Source organism: Streptomyces sp. NPDC004065, assembly GCF_044903565.1.
GTDB lineage: Bacteria > Actinomycetota > Actinomycetes > Streptomycetales > Streptomycetaceae > Streptomyces.
This window is the reverse complement of record NZ_JBJDQT010000023.1, coordinates 126618-140848: the sequence shown is the minus strand read 5'-3', so window position 1 is coordinate 140848 and position 14231 is coordinate 126618. Positions and strand designations below refer to the sequence as shown.

Annotated in this window: 9 protein-coding genes and 3 pseudogenes; 6 read left to right on the top strand and 6 right to left on the bottom strand. The window is 69.7% G+C overall.

All coding sequences use genetic code 11. The features are described from left to right. Window positions 1-524 precede the first annotated feature (524 nt). Complete coding sequence (locus ACI2LW_RS23510) at window positions 525-911, top strand: DUF3761 domain-containing protein (RefSeq protein WP_404733172.1); 387 nt, start codon at window positions 525-527, stop codon at window positions 909-911. Window positions 912-971: 60 nt separating this feature from the next. Beyond that, on the top strand, window positions 972-1340 hold the full coding sequence (locus ACI2LW_RS23505; protein WP_404733171.1) for a hypothetical protein: 369 nt from the start codon (window positions 972-974) through the stop codon (window positions 1338-1340). A 568-nt stretch (window positions 1341-1908) separates the two neighbouring features. On the opposite strand, the gene ACI2LW_RS23500 is transcribed toward ACI2LW_RS23505, so the two are convergent. The 4 genes from ACI2LW_RS23500 to ACI2LW_RS23485 all read right to left on the bottom strand — a co-directional run bounded on the left by ACI2LW_RS23500 (window position 1909) and on the right by ACI2LW_RS23485 (window position 8748). Beyond that, a complete protein-coding gene (locus tag ACI2LW_RS23500) occupies window positions 1909-2454 on the bottom strand; it encodes a hypothetical protein (RefSeq protein ID WP_404733170.1) in 546 nt (181 codons plus the stop codon). Next, window positions 2454-6491, bottom strand: a complete 4038-nt coding sequence (locus tag ACI2LW_RS23495) for a polymorphic toxin-type HINT domain-containing protein (protein ID WP_404733169.1) — start codon at window positions 6489-6491, stop codon at window positions 2454-2456. The genes ACI2LW_RS23500 and ACI2LW_RS23495 overlap by 1 nt, the downstream gene beginning before the upstream one ends. A 122-nt stretch (window positions 6492-6613) precedes the next feature. Next, a complete protein-coding gene (locus tag ACI2LW_RS23490; protein ID WP_404733168.1) occupies window positions 6614-8164 on the bottom strand; it encodes a S1 family peptidase in 1551 nt (516 codons plus the stop codon). Between the two features lie 59 nt (window positions 8165-8223). Then, window positions 8224-8748: a hypothetical protein gene (locus tag ACI2LW_RS23485; protein WP_404733167.1), complete on the bottom strand. Its 525-nt coding sequence runs from the start codon at window positions 8746-8748 to the stop codon at window positions 8224-8226. Between the two features lie 570 nt (window positions 8749-9318). Between ACI2LW_RS23485 and ACI2LW_RS23480 the strand changes: the two are divergent. Both ACI2LW_RS23480 and ACI2LW_RS23475 read left to right on the top strand, forming a co-directional pair. Next, window positions 9319-9783, top strand: a pseudogene (locus ACI2LW_RS23480) (transposase); the annotation flags it as partial. Then, window positions 9775-10235: pseudogene (locus ACI2LW_RS23475) on the top strand (hypothetical protein); the annotation flags it as partial. The pseudogenes ACI2LW_RS23480 and ACI2LW_RS23475, both read left to right, overlap by 9 nt. A gap of 153 nt (window positions 10236-10388) precedes the next feature. On the opposite strand, the pseudogene ACI2LW_RS23470 reads toward ACI2LW_RS23475, so the two are convergent. Together ACI2LW_RS23470 and ACI2LW_RS23465 are read right to left on the bottom strand one after the other, a co-directional pair. Further along, window positions 10389-11167: pseudogene (locus tag ACI2LW_RS23470) on the bottom strand (IS5 family transposase). Between the two features lie 83 nt (window positions 11168-11250). After that, window positions 11251-11952 carry a FadR/GntR family transcriptional regulator gene (locus ACI2LW_RS23465; protein WP_404733166.1) on the bottom strand — a complete coding sequence of 234 codons (702 nt, stop codon included), beginning with the start codon at window positions 11950-11952 and terminating at the stop codon, window positions 11251-11253. 142 nt (window positions 11953-12094) lie between these two features. On the opposite strand from ACI2LW_RS23465, the gene ACI2LW_RS23460 reads away from it, so the two are divergent. Together ACI2LW_RS23460 and ACI2LW_RS23455 are read left to right on the top strand one after the other, a co-directional pair. Continuing rightward, the gene (locus tag ACI2LW_RS23460; protein WP_404733187.1) at window positions 12095-12640 is read left to right on the top strand and encodes a gluconokinase; all 546 of its coding nucleotides are present in this window, start codon (window positions 12095-12097) and stop codon (window positions 12638-12640) included. Window positions 12641-12713: 73 nt separating this feature from the next. Beyond that, the gene (locus ACI2LW_RS23455) at window positions 12714-14111 is read left to right on the top strand and encodes a GntP family permease (RefSeq protein WP_404733165.1); all 1398 of its coding nucleotides are present in this window, start codon (window positions 12714-12716) and stop codon (window positions 14109-14111) included. The last annotated feature ends 120 nt before the right edge of the window (window positions 14112-14231 follow it).

Sequence of the window (14231 nt, the reverse complement as noted above, 5' to 3'; positions counted from 1 at the left end):
CAGCGGTTCCAACTTCGGACCACGACGCGGCACCGGCACCCCGGCAGAAGAACTCATACGAGATCTAACGACGGACTACCGGCGCAGGACACTAGTGCGGGGGTGGGTGTTGCTGTCCTGGGTGTGTGCTGTTCATCGAGCTCCGGTTGGACTCGACGCGTTTCAGTGGTCCATCCGTCTGTGGTGACGGATCTTGTTGCCGTTCCTCTGTGGCCAACCAGCCCGCTCCATGGCTTGAGCAGCGCACAGAGCCGGCGAGCACGAGATATACGGAGGTACCGGTGAAGGCAATCGTCGCAACGGATCCGACCACGGAAAGCAGCCGGGATCACACTCGCGGAGCGGCCTGAGCCGACGCCGGCGATCAACGACGTCGTCGTTGAAGTCCATGCCTCGGGCTTCGTCCCTGCGGTGGCTCGCCCGGGAGTTCGGGGCCTACGTCATCGGTAGCGGGCGGGCGGCGGACCGCCAGGCGGCGCTCGACTTCGGCGCGAACGAGTTCCTCGACCTCGCACGCCCTCGGCGTGGAGTTCACCGCCACGAACACCGCCCTGGACCTGGTCGACACCGACCACAAGCACCAGGACATCTACCCGGTCCTCACCCAGCTAGTATTCGATCTCCCGCCGGGCAGCGGCAAGGTGAAGTGCGCGCCCCGACTGCCTGCCGTCGCCAAGCACATGAAGGCGAAGCGAGCACCCCACACGGCCGCGCCCACCTGCACGCCCACCCGCCCCGCCACACCGAAGCCATCCACGCACGCCGCACCTGCACCAGCCGTCGACGACTACGGCGGCGTCACAGCCCGCTGCAACGACTGCACCCTCTCCTTCAGCCGGCACCACCAGGGCACCTGCTCGCACCACCACGGCGAACGCCGTCTGGTACCAGTGACACCCCCGCCTGCGTAACCGCACGACTTCTTCGCGAGTCATGAACCCGCAAGCCACACACCACGCCTCAGGGAAATCTTGAAGACGCGAATCGCCACGTACACCGTCCTCGCGCTCGCCGCGGCCGCCGCCCGCACCGCCTGTGACGACGGCACCAGCAAGGACAGCAGCAAGCCGGCTGCCACGAAGTCCTGGAGCGGGCAGGAGCTGAGCCAGAAGCAGAAGGAAGAGATCTCCAAAGCCGCTGGCCTGCCACCCAAGCCGACCCACCGCCTCATAATTGCGTCACCTCGGGACGTCAGTGCCGCGGCCTGCTTCTCGGCGGCCCCTGTTGTTGCCGCACCGATGCTGTCGCTGCACGGGACCGTGCTGGTCGGGCTGGCCGCATTGCCGCTGACCTCGCATCGCTCGCGCACTTCGGCCTGCTCACTGATCGGGGAGCGCTGAGCGACTGGGTCTTGGTGGCCACGATTACGGCCCTCGCCGACCTCCTGAACCGTCGCCTGCCCCACCGGGACATGCGGCTGCGGTCGGTGACGGGCATCTCCGCTGACCACTGGAAGTACTGGTTCAGTGCCGCGGCCGGGTGCGGCAGGCGGCAGCGGTGCGGGTGCTGGTCGGCTCGCTCAACCGGCTTCCTTGGCGGAGTTGGCAGTGAAGGGGCGGGTGCCGGTCAGTTCGTCGTAGACCGGCAGTGGACGGCGGCCGACCTCGACGTTCGCGGTGGCGGCCCGGTTCAGCAGAGCCGGCAGCGGTCCGCGGCCGGCGCTGGTGGAAGGCCGTCCCAGTGCGTCCTATCCACGATGCGGGCAGCACACACCCTGCTCAGGCCGGTCGCAACCGCATACCCAGGTCTCAGGCAGCCCTGACGGCCCTACCCCAGCGACCTGTCCGACGCTCGCTGGGAACTCATCCGCCCCGCGAGGCGATCGGTTGGTGACGCCTCGTAGCCGCGCGCCGGCGGAACACGATGTCTCAGCCGGATCTGTTCCGGCTGAGACATCGTGTCGCTCGATCAGGGAAGCATGGGGAATATTTGCTCCCACGCTTTCAACTCCGGTTCCATTTTCTCTGCCGACACTAGCTTGGCAATAGCCAATCCGGGCGAGAGAAGGTTTTTGGCGCGTCGCAGTGTGCGGATTTCCGCAATATCGCGCGTACGCCAATCACTCGAGAGGATGCGAGCCTCCTCGATCGATAGAGGAACTTCACGAAGGAGGAGACTGAGCAGGCGCTCCGAATCAAGCATCTCCAACTGGTCACTCGGTGGAACTCTCCTCAGCAAGATCAACGAAAGGTTGAGGCGACGAACCACGCTTTCATGGTGATCAATCGCGCCAACAGCCACCGCATTGTTGAGGGTACGAGTGAAAGCCGCTGAACACGTGCGCTGATATTCCGTCGGCAGATCGACGAAGCCCTGATCAAGGCGCATAGTGAGCAGCTCGACCACAGATAGCCACTGAGCAGGCTCCAGGTCAGCTTCCGCGGGGACGCAGGATTCAAGAGCCTCGGCGAGGCGCCGCAGGGGGAGCGAAATCAGGTGCTCGAGGCTGTGCATCAGAAGTCAATCCCGGCGGCGGCGAACGCAGCCTTGCCGATTTCAAGGCTCTCACTGGACGGCAGGAAATGACCGCTGTGATTGTTGATTTCCAATCCGAAATACCCGACTTTCGAATCTCCGGCAATATCAGCCTCGCCAGCAGCTCGGACGGGGGCTCCTCGCGTCAAGACGGAATGCGAGATCTCCTGCCCGTTGACGACCTTGGGCATGATCACAAGACTCCCGTCTTCGCGCACTACCCACTTTACCGTTCCCGAACTGATTGCAGCATCAAAACCGGCGGTTCCAGGTCCGGCCGGTGTGACGCCCAGACTGTCTGCCAGAGCCAGTTCTCGGTCAAGGGTTTGCGGCATGGTGTTTTCGAAAAGCTTGCATGCACTGTTGTGCACAAGGACCGGGGTCCTGCCGGCTAGCACATAGTAGGTGTGGAGGTCGTCGATGGTGAGGTTGTAGGTGCGGGTGTGCTGGTCGAAGGGGTGGTTGGCCTGGACGCGGACGGTGGTGCCGTGGGTGCTGAGGAGGGTGGTGCCGGGGGTGAGGTCGCGGGCCTTGACCCAGTGGTGGGCCGAGGGGCTCCAGAAGGGGTGTTCGTAGGTGGCGGTGAGTGTGCGGGGGCCGTCGGGGGTGGTGATGGTGAGTTCGTCGAAGTGTTTGTCGCCGTCGGTGATGATGAGGCGGCTGACCTTGCGGGGTGCGGTGCGTCCCGTGTGCGGGTCGGTGGCCAGGACGGTGTCACCGGGGCGGACGGCTTCGATGTTCTTGGTACCGCCGTTGGCCGTGAGGACTTTGGTGCCGGCCGGGAAGCACTGGGTGCAGCCCTTCGCGTAGCGGGTGCGGCGCAGGTCCTGCAGTGCCTCCATACCGCGTTCGAGGAATTTGAACTTGGATTTGAGGGTGACGTCCTCGGCGAGTTCGAGGCAGGAGATGGCGTCGCCGCCCTTGCAGTCCTCGAGTTGTCCGAGGCCGAGGAGGTCCTTTTCGAAGTTCCACAGCTGTTCGGCCGCGGCTCCTACGGCGGGGCCCTGGGCGATGATCTCGCAGAGGGTCTCGTTGTGCTGGCACCAGCGCGCGGGGCGTTCGACGGCGTCGCAGCCGAGGATGCCGCAGCGGTAGCGTGCCCGGGCCTGGGCGCCGGTGTCGTTCTCGGCGGCCTTGCGTTCGGCTGTCTTCTTCTCTACGGCTGCTTGGAAGGCGTCCTTGAAGGCCTGTTCGGCGGCTTTGTAGTCCTTGCCGGCCGCGAGTTCGAAAGCGCGGGCCTGGTTGCCGGCGGTGTAGGCGGCGGCTGCGGAGGCATGGGCCCACTGGGCGGAGCCGGCGGCCTCGAGCGCGGAGGTGGCCGCGTCGCTCGCGGACTGGTCGGCGGAGGCGGCTGCCTTGGCGGCGGTGCGCGCGGAGCCGGCTGCCTGGTCGGCTGAGGCCTGGGCGTCCTTGGCGGACTGAGCCGCCTGCTCGGCGTAGCCCCTGGCCTGTTTGGCGGAGGCGTCGGCCTTCTTGGCCCAGCCGGCGGCTTCCTGTGCGGCCTTGGCCGCGGTGGCGGCGGCCTTGTGGGCGTCGGCGGCGTTCTTCTGGGCGGTCGCCGCGATGCCGGCGGCGTCCGCGATCAGCTGCGCGATCTGCGCGGTGTGGGTGGCGCCGAGGTAGTCCTGGCGCTGGGCCTTGTACTGGCCGACCTGGATGAACTCATCCAGCAGGTCGTCGGGGCCCTCCAGGGCGATCCGGGCGGTGGCCTTCACCTGCGGGCCGCCGCTGTCGATCAGCTGGGCGGCGCGGACGCGTTCGTCCTGGGTGCGGGCCTGGTACTGGCCGGTGGTCAGGAACTGCCGGTACTTCTGCGGGTCGTCGGAGTCCAGCGCGGCCCGGCCATTCTGCCGCACCGCCGGTCCGCCGGCGTCGATGACCTGGGCGATGGCGACGCGGAAGTCCTGCGCCCCGGCCTCGTACTGGCCGGTGGCCCAGAACGCGGAGACCTGCTCGTCGCTGCCCTTGAGGGCTTCGGCGGCAGCGGCGCGCACGGAGGCCAGGGAGCTCTCCTCGGCCAGGGTCTGCACGCGGTAGCGGTCGTCCTGGTGGGCGGCCTGGGCGCGGCGGGTGGTGAGGTAGTCGACGACGTCGCTGTCGGTGCCGGTCAGGGCCGTCTCGGCGGCGCCCCTGCTCCACGGGCCGCCGGTCTGCAGGGTCGCCAGCGCGACCTTGCGGCCGGCCCGGGCCAGGGCCTTGGCATCGGCTCCGGGCTGTGCGGCCTGCGCGGCCAGCGACGTGGCCTGGTCGTCGGTGTCCTTGACCTGCTGCGCGGCAGCGGCATCCGCCGCCGCCTGTTCCTCCTGCTGGGCCTTGAGGTCCTTGGCCTGGGCGATGCCGGCGTTGGTCCGCTCGGTCAGTTCCTCCGCCTCGACCTTGACGGCGGTCTCGTGGGTCTTCTTCGCCTGGGTGACGGCCGCGGTCGCGGCGTCGGCCGCGTCCTGGGCGGCCTTGGCGTGCGCGGCGGACTGTTTGGCGGCGGTGGCTGCTTCGCCGGCGTGCTTGGCCGCCTCGTCGGCGTCCTTGGCGGCGTTCTCGGCGTGGGTGGCCGCCGCACTGGCCGCCTTGCGGGCGTCGGCGGCGGCGCCGGCCGACTCCGCGGCCAGCGCTGCCGCAGCGTTCGCGGCACGGTTGGCCTCCCGCGCGTGACGGTGCGCGGCCGCCGCCTGGACACGGGCCGTGGAGGAGTGCACACCGGCCTGGGTGGCGTACTCGCCCGCCTGGTCGGCCGCGTCCGCGGCGGCGTCGGCGTTGGTCCCGGCATCGGCGGCGGCCTTGGCCGCCTTGCCCGCCTCGGCCGCGGCGTTGCCGGCCTGCGTGGCCGCATCCGCCGCCAGACGGGCGCCCTTGGCCGCACCGCGGGCCTCCTCGGCCGCCTTGCGCGCCGCGGACGCCTTGCCCGCATCGGTGGCCGCGTCCGCGGCCGCGCTCTGCGCCCGGGAGGCGGCCTGCGCCGCACCCACCGCCGCCGAGGCGGCCTGCTGCGCGGCACTGGCCGCCAGCCGGGCGGCACGGTTCGCGGCGGCCGCGGCGTCGATCGCCGCCTGCGCCGCCTGCGCGGCCTGCTTGGCAGCCGAGGCCGCACGGGCCGCCGCCGACGCGGCATGCAGGGAGTCGTTCTTCGCGGCCTTCGTCTCGGCCGCCGCCTTCTGCGCCGCCTCCTTGGCCAGCTTCGCCGCCGTCACCGCACGCGCGGAGGCGTCCTTGGCCGCCTTGGTCTGCGCCGCCGCCTTGCTGCCGGCCGCCTTGGCCTGCGCCGCCAACTGCGCCACCGTCGCGTGCTCCTGATCACGCGCACGCGCCACATACTGGCCGACCTCGAGGAACTCGTGGATGTCGTCGGCCGTACCGTTCAACGCGATCCGGCCGGCCGCCGCCACATTCGAGCCGCCCGCGCTGATGATCTGCGCGACCTCGACCCGCTCGTCCTGCGCCCGCCGGTCGTACTGACCGGTGGACAAGAACGCCTTGATGTCATCGGGCGTCCCATCCAGCGCGGCCTGCCCGGCCTTCTTCACCTCCGGGCCGCCCGCATCGACGATCTGCGCGACCCGCACCCGCTGATCCTGGAAATACGGATCCTGCCAGCCCTTGGCGAGGAAGATTTTGAGGTCTCTGGCTGTGCCTTCCAGCGCCTTGCGGGCCGCCTCCTGCAGACTCAGCCCTCCCACACTGGCCAGCTGCGCCACCGACACGCGCTCATCTTGGAAGGCGGCATCGCTCGCAGTCTGGTCGAGGAAGTGCCGCACGTCATCGTCACTGCCCATCAGGGCGACTTCCGCAGCGGCCCGCACCTCCGGTCCGCCGGTCGACCACAGCTCAAGCGTCCGAGTACGGTCGGAAACCTCACTGGTGCCGGAACCGTCACCACCTGCCGGCGAGTCGTCGGCCAAGGCCTGGGAACCACCCCCCAGAAGACCGGCCGCAAGCGCCATGGGTAGCAGGAGCAAGCACAGCATGCGTACCGCACACCGGAGCGTTCTCACCGCGACGTTCGCGGGATTCAGTGTTTTCAACTGTCTCTCATATCGTTCGTGGTCCGCTGGGAACGCGCCGAAGACGCCCGAGCAGACGACTTCCAGGGGGCTCGCCGGGTCGTTCGAGTGCCGCCCCCCGCGGAACGCCGTGTCTGCGCTTGTCAGTTGGCGGGCGCGAGCTGGATCTCGGTGTGCAGGCCCTTGGCGTCGACTCCGGTGAAGTAGCTGACGTGGCCGTCCTTCCAGCGGACGAGGATGTCGTCGGCGGTGGTGTCGCCGGTGAGGGCGCCGACGGTGAGGGCGCCGGCGTTGGCCCAGTACGACTTCGCCGGCCGGATCTTGATCTCGGCGGGCAGCCTGCCGGTCATGCCCGGGTAGACCGTGGTCTCGCCGTCGATCCAGCGCACCAGCAGATCGTCGGCGTCCTTGCCGGTGAAGGAGCCGGTCGCCAGCTGGGTGGCATAGGTCCAGGTGGTGTTCTTCGCCAGGACCCGGGTCTGCTTCTTCAGGCCATTGACGGCCAGGTCGCTGAAGAGAGAGACGTGCCCGTCCTTCCAGTCCACCAGCAGGTCGTCCCGGTGAGCGCCCGTGGTGAAACGGCCGCCGGTCAGCAGCCGGGCCTCGTCCCGCCAGGTCGCGTTCTTCGGCGCGGCGAGCTGCTTCTCGCCGTGGAATCCCTTGGCGTCGACGGTGTTGTAGAGGGTCATCTCGCCGTCGTCCCACCGCACCACCAGCCCGTCGGTGGCGCCGCCGGTGTTGACGCTCGTCACGTTGACCGCGTGGGTCCACACGCTCTTCGGCGGCTGCAGGCGGTGCTCGGCGGAGAACGGGCACGCGGGATCGGCGCCGTCGCCGCCCTGGTAGAGGGTGACCTCGCCGTCGTCCCAGACGACGATCACATCCATACGGCGGCTGCCGCCGGCCGGCCCGGTGTAGTGACCGGCCGTCAGCTGCACCGCGTGCTTCCACGGCGCGGCCGCGAAGACGGGGGCGTAGACGACCTGCCCGATCCAGGCGGCCAGGTCGTCGACCCGGGCGGCCACGGCCCCGGTGCGGGTCTCGGACGCATCCGTGCCCAGGCAGCCGCCCTGCCAGGACAGGCTGCTCACCCCCACCACCGCTCCGGCGGTGTTCAGCACCGGGCCGCCGGTGTCGCCCTTGCAGACCGCCGCGCCGTCGGACTTGCCTGCGATGTCGAGGCTGGTGGTGGCGGTGTTCTGGACGGTGAAAGCGGCAGCGTGGACCTCGCCGGGCACCCACTCGGTGCGCGTACGCCCGAACCCGGCCGCCTGCACCTCCTCCCCGGCCGCGGGCGCACTGCCGGTCACGGGCAACGGGGTAACACCGTTGACCGGCTTGGTCAGTTGGGCCAGCACCACGTCACGGTCGGAGCGGGGCACCAGGTTCACCACCTGCTGGGCGCTGCCGCCCACCGTGGCCGTGGTCTTGAGCTTCGGCGCGCCGGCGGTGAGCGTGCCACCGGGGGCGTCGGTGAAACAGCTCGCCGCCGTGAGCAGCCACTGCGGGGCCACCAGGGTGGCCGAACAGCCCCGCTGTCCGCCGATGTCGAGCCGTGCGGTGGCGGCCGAGACCGTGTCGGGGGCCTGCGGGCCGGACACGGCGGTGGCGGGGGTGACGGCCAGGGAGACGGCCAGGGAAGATGCGGCGATCAGACCGCCGGTCCACGCCATGCGCGGACGAGAGCCAGACATGGAAGATTCCTTGCTTGTCATGCGAGAAGAACAGGGTGAGGCGGTGGCGGGCGGGCCGGTCAGCCGGTGACCCGCAGCTCCAGCAGCACGCTCGGTGCCCCGCCGGCCGCGCCCTCGCCCACGCTCTGGTAGCCGTTCCTGGCCACCGTCACCGTCTTCACCGGCGCCGAGGGATCGGCCTGCGGCCGCAGCTCGGCGCTGATGGGATGGTCGGCGGTCTCCAGAGCGAACACCCGCGGCAGTTCAAGGGAGAGGTAGCCGCTCTTGGCGGTCGCCGTGAAGCAGTACGCCCCCTGCGGATTGCCGCTGGGACCCTGCACGGTGAGCACCTTGATCTGCTGCGCGGAGTCGTCGCACGCGGCGAGCGTGATGTGCCCGTCGCCCCTGATCAGTTTGATGCCCATGTCGTGGTGGATCTGATCCGCGTTCGGGTAGGCGAAGTCCTCCACCGCCGACGGCGGCCTGTCCCCCGTGGGACCGCCGGTCGGCTGAGGGTCGGCGGACGCGAGCATCGGTGTGCCCGCCAGGACCGCAATGGCAGCGACCCCCGCGACGGGGAGCATCCTGCGCCAACGAGGAGTCACCCGAATTCCTTTCCAGGCACGGGTGACGGCATGACGGAATAACATCTGCAGCCCCCCGCGCACACAGACGTAAAACAAAAATAAGTGGTCGAACGCGACCCTAAAACGGCGTCAGACCCGAAACAACGTGATCATCATCACGGAAAGTTCATGGAACCTGCATAACTGGTTCGCAATCAGGCCCGCCAGACGGGCGCCAGCAATCACCGCGCCCGCCCCACGACTGCGGCGTCATGGTTTCAACATGAACAAGAATAGTGAAACCTTACTCATCGCTAACCTCGCTCTTGCGTTCACGGATCGTCGGCAGACAACTCCGCTCTCAACGAGTGAGCCTGCAAATCGAACCACTTCTGGGCTTGTTGCAGGATCAGCGGGAGGGGACCATCCCCGCGGGTGCGGGGAGCAGTCCCTTCCGTCACCCCGCGAGGCCGGACATCTGGCACCATCCCCGCGAGCGCGGGGAGCAGCTGCTCGCAGTGACACCCGAGCAATGCTCAAGACCTGTGAATCGGAGTCGGGAGAGGTGCCTCGCGGAACGCGGAGGGCGTACCGAGGTGTTTCCGCAGGCAGGCCAGACATCGAAGGTGCTGGGTTCACAAAACTCGGAACGTGGTCAACGCCCTGCCGGGATCGCCCCAGCCCGGCGCGAAGAAGGCGCTGCAGGAGATCTACAACGCCGAGGACCGCGATCACGCCGAGAAGACGGTGAAGGACTTCGGGCGCGCCTATGGCGCGAAGTGGCCCAAGGCCGTCAAGGAGATCACCGACGACGTCGATGAACTCCTGGTGTTCTGCGACTTCCCGGCCGAGCCCTGGGTCCACCTGCGCACGACAAATCCGATCGGGTCGACCTTCAGCACGGTAAAGCTGTGGACCAAGGTCACCCGCGGCGCCAGCCGCCCGGCCGCGGCCCTGGCGACGGTGTTCAAGCTCGCCGAGTCCGCCCAGGCCCGCTGGCGCGCGATCACCGCACCCCACCTCGTCGCCCTTGTCCGCAACGGCGCCCGCTTCGAACGCGGCGTCCTGACCGAGGACGTCGACGGACCTCTCCTGCCGTTCGGCGACGGCCCGCAACGCGAGCCGTCAGGCACCGAGACAGATTCGCACCTGACGCTGCTCGACCCTCGCGCCGGGCCCCGCCTCGCAGCACTGCCGTGCCGGCTGGTCTGGGCCACCATCTGGGAGGCGGCGGCGAACACCGACATAGCACCGCGGCTCGGCCTGCCGCCCCTGCCGGTCGTGCACTGGCCGGACCCCTCCGAGGCTCATGAACGCGAGGACCACTGGTACGGGCTCCACGAGTAGACCCCAACACGACGGCATGGGCGGACGGACGCCCGTTCGTCTGGGTCGGCGACGAGATTACGGACGCCGATCGGGACTGGGTGTCCACCCACCACCCCACCCCGGCCCTCCTCCACGGCATCGCGCCGTCTCGCGGCCTCACCAACGAGGACTTCGCAGTCCTCGATCAATGGCTGCGCCTGCGGGCGGGTGGGCGGCCCCTGCTCCCCAATGCGCGTGAACGGCGGCAGGCTGGGCGGCGCCCGTTGCGGTGCCGGCGCAGGATCTGCCGCAGCGCGCGGCCGCGGGCAGGGCAGGGGCGCTAGGAGTTGTCGTCAAATGTCACGCCCACATCAGCAGCGATGCGAGGGTGACGGCTGCCTGGTAGGACTCGCGGTCTTGTCATAGCGGGTGGCGATGCCGCGCCACTGCTTGAGGCGGTTGAAGCACCGTTCTACGACGTTGCGCCGCTTGTAGACCTGCTTGTCGAAAGCCGGCGGACGTCCGCCACGGCTGCCGCGCCGGAGCCGGTTGCGAACCTGGTCGGACCGTTCCGGGATGGTGTGCCGGATGTTCCGTCGCCGCAGCCAGGTGCGTATGGCCTTGGAGCTGTAGCCCTTGTCGCCGATGACGTGGTCGGGGCGGACCCGGGGCCGTCCCGGACCAGGCCGGGGCACCCGGATCGCCTCCATCACGGCGGTGAACTGCGTGCAGTCGTTGGTGTTCCCACCGGTGACGGTGAAGGCGAGCGGGCGGCCGGCGCCGTCGCAGGCCAGGTGGATCTTGCTGGTCAGGCCGCCTCTGGACCGGCCGAGTCCCGGGGAGTAGAGCCCCTTTTTCGTGCTCCGGCCGCGTGCTGGTGGGCCCGGACGATCGTGGAGTCGACCGACACCAGCCATTCGATGTCCCCGGCCGCGTCGGCCCTGGCCTGGGCGGCCCGGAGCATGCGCTCGAAGGTGCCGTCCTTGGCCCACCGGCGGAAGCGGGTGTGCAGCGTGGCCCAGGAGCCGTACCGCTCGGGCACGTCCCGCCAGGCCGTTCCGGTCCGGAACTTCCACACGATCCCGTTGAGGACCGCCCGGTCGTCCAGCCGCCTGCGGCCCCGCTCGGACCGAGGCAGCAGCGGCTGCACGAAGGCCCACTCGGCATCGGACAGTTCATGTCGACGTATCACCCGACCATGATCCCCGATCGAAGATCATTTGACGACAGACCCTAGGGCGCGAGGATGTCCAGCTCCTGCAGGGCGCCCACGGTGATCTCGCGGGTGAGCCGCTCGGCGCTTTCCGCGTCGCCCGCGCGCACGGCTTCGGCGACCCGCACATGGAGGGTGACGGCGCCCGGCTCCGGGTCCTCGAACATGACCTCGTGGTGGGTGCGCCCGGCGAGGACCTCGGCGACCACGTCGCCGAGGCGGGCGAACATCTCGTTGCCGGAGGCGCTGAGGATCACGCGGTGGAAGGCGATGTCGTGGACGAGGTACTGCTCGAGCCGGTGTCCGCGCGAGTTGGCCACCATGCCCAGCGCGCACTCGGTGAGCCGGGCGCACTGCTCGGGCGTGGCGTGCTGTGCGGCCAGTCCGGCGGCGACGGGCTCGACCGCCGAGCGCAGCACGGTGAGCGAGCGCAGCTGGCGCGAACGGTCGGCGCCGGCCAGACGCCAGCGGATGACCTGCGGGTCGTAGACGTTCCACTCCGACTGCGGCAGCACGGTCACGCCCACGCGGCGGCGGGAGGCGACCAGGTGCATGGACTCCAGGACGCGCACCGCCTCGCGCATGACGGAGCGTGAGACGTCGAAACGCTGCGCGAGTTCGTCGGTGCGCAGAACACTTCCCGGCGGGTACTCACCCGCGGTGATGGCGGGGCCGAGGGTGTCCAGTACGCGGCCGTGCAGCCCCCGGCCCGGTGTGCTCATGCACTCAGCGTACGGGGTGGATCACCCGCCTAAAAAGTCAGACTTATATGTCACACACTCTTGAATTCGTCGGACCTTATGGGTTTCATATGCCGGACGCCGGATGTCGGCGTCGCATGTCGAGGAAGACAGCGAGGCAGTGATGCGCACCCCCCACGTCGTCGTGGTGATGGGCGTCGCCGGCACGGGCAAGACCACGATCGGTCCCCTGCTCGCGGCCCGGCTCGGCGTCCCGTACGCCGAGGGCGACGACTTCCACCCGCAGGCCAACATCGACAAGATGACGGCCGGCGTCCCGCTCGACGACGAGGACCGGTGGCCGTGGCTCGACGCCATCGGCGCCTGGGCCCACGGGCGGGCGGGACTGGGCGGGGTGGTGAGCAGCTCGGCGCTGAAGCGGTCGTACCGCGACCGGCTCAGGGCCGCCGCTCCGGGCATCGTCTTCGTCCATCTGAGCGGTGACCGCGAGCTGATCGCCGAACGGATGGCGCACCGCCAGGGGCACTTCATGCCCACGGCGCTGCTGGACTCCCAGTTCGCCACGCTTCAGCCGCTCCAGGCGGACGAGCGGGGTGTCGTGGTGGAGGTCTCGGGCTCCCCCGAGGAGATCACCGCACGCGCCGTGGCCGCCCTGGACGACCTCGACAGCGGCACGGGCCCCACCGGGGCCGGTCCGTCCCCGCGGTAGGCCCCTCCCCCACGGCCGCCGACCGCCGTACCACCCCTCCCCACCATCCCTCCTTCATCGACAAGGGAAAACCGTGACCAGACTCAGCGTCGAGATGCTGGCAGCGGACGCGCCCCCGCCGATCACCTCGGCCGGACACGCTCAGCTGGGCATCGCCGTCCTGGCGGGCATAGCCGTCATCGTCCTGCTCATCACCAAGTTCAAGCTGCACGCCTTCCTGTCGCTGACCATCGGCTCGCTGGTGCTCGGCGCGGTCGCCGGGGCGCCGCTGGACAAGGCGATCACGAGCTTCACCACCGGACTCGGCGCGACGGTCGCCGGCGTGGGCGTGCTGATCGCCCTCGGCGCGATCCTGGGCAAGCTGCTGGCCGACTCGGGCGGCGCCGACGAGATCGTCGACACGATCCTGGCGAAGGCCGGGGGCCGGGCGATGCCGTGGGCGATGGTGCTGATCGCCTCCGTGATCGGCCTGCCGCTGTTCTTCGAGGTCGGCATCGTGCTGCTGATCCCGGTCGTGCTGATGGTCGCCCGGCGCGGCAACTACTCCCTGATGCGCATCGGCATCCCGGCGCTGGCCGGGCTGTCCGTGATGCACGGCCTGATCCCGCCGCACCCCGGTCCGCTCGTCGCCATCGACGCGGTCAAGGCCAACCTGGGCGTCACGCTGGCGCTCGGCATCCTCGTCGCGATCCCCACGGTGATCATCGCCGGTCCGCTGTTCTCCAAGGTGGCGGCCCGCTGGGTGGACGTCCCCGTCCCGGAGCGGATGCTGCCTCAGCGGCCCTCCGAGGAGCTGCGGCGGCGCCCCGGCTTCGGCGCCACGCTGTTCACCGTGCTGCTGCCGGTGGTGCTGATGCTGGCCAAGGCCCTGGTCGACATCGTGGTGGACGACAGCGCGAACATGACGCAGCGCGTCTTCGACGTCATCGGCTCCCCGCTGATCGCGCTGCTCGCGGCCGTGCTGGTGGGCATCTTCACGCTGGGCCGCCCCGCCGGCTTCAGCAAGGAGCGCATCTCCGCCACCGTCGAGAAGGGCCTCATGCCCATCGCCGGCATCCTGCTCATCGTGGGCGCGGGCGGCGGCTTCAAGCAGACGCTGATCGACTGCGGTGTGGGGCAGATGATCCTGGAGATCTCCAAGGACTGGTCGATCCCCGCGCTGCTGCTGGCCTGGCTGATCGCGGTGGCGATCCGGCTCGCGACCGGTTCGGCGACCGTGGCGACGGTCTCGGCGGCCGGACTGGTGGCCCCGCTGGCGGCCGACATGTCCACCACGCACACCGCCCTGCTGGTCCTGGCCATCGGCGCCGGCTCGCTGTTCTTCAGCCATGTCAACGACGCCGGTTTCTGGCTGGTGAAGGAGTACTTCGGGCTGAGCGTCGGGCAGACCGTGAAGAGCTGGTCGGTGATGGAGACCATCATCTCGGTGGTCGCCGGGGCCCTGGTGCTCCTGTTGTCCCTCGTCATCTAGGAGTCCGGCGTCAGGCGCCGCGGGGCGGGCGGGGGGGCCCCCCCCCCCCCCCCGCCCGCCCCCCCCCGGGCCCCCCCCCCCGCCCCCCCCCGGCGGAACCCCCCCCGCCCGCCCCCGAAG

Excerpts from the sequence above, each read along its gene's own strand:
- ACI2LW_RS23460 (WP_404733187.1), top strand. The coding sequence starts at position 12,095 with ATGCGCACCCCCCACGTCGTCGTGGTGATGGGCGTCGCCGGCACGGGC.
- ACI2LW_RS23465 (WP_404733166.1), bottom strand. The coding sequence starts at position 11,952 with ATGAGCACACCGGGCCGGGGGCTGCACGGCCGCGTACTGGACACCCTC.
- ACI2LW_RS23490 (WP_404733168.1), bottom strand. The coding sequence starts at position 8,164 with ATGTCTGGCTCTCGTCCGCGCATGGCGTGGACCGGCGGTCTGATCGCC.
- ACI2LW_RS23500 (WP_404733170.1), bottom strand. The coding sequence starts at position 2,454 with ATGCACAGCCTCGAGCACCTGATTTCGCTCCCCCTGCGGCGCCTCGCC.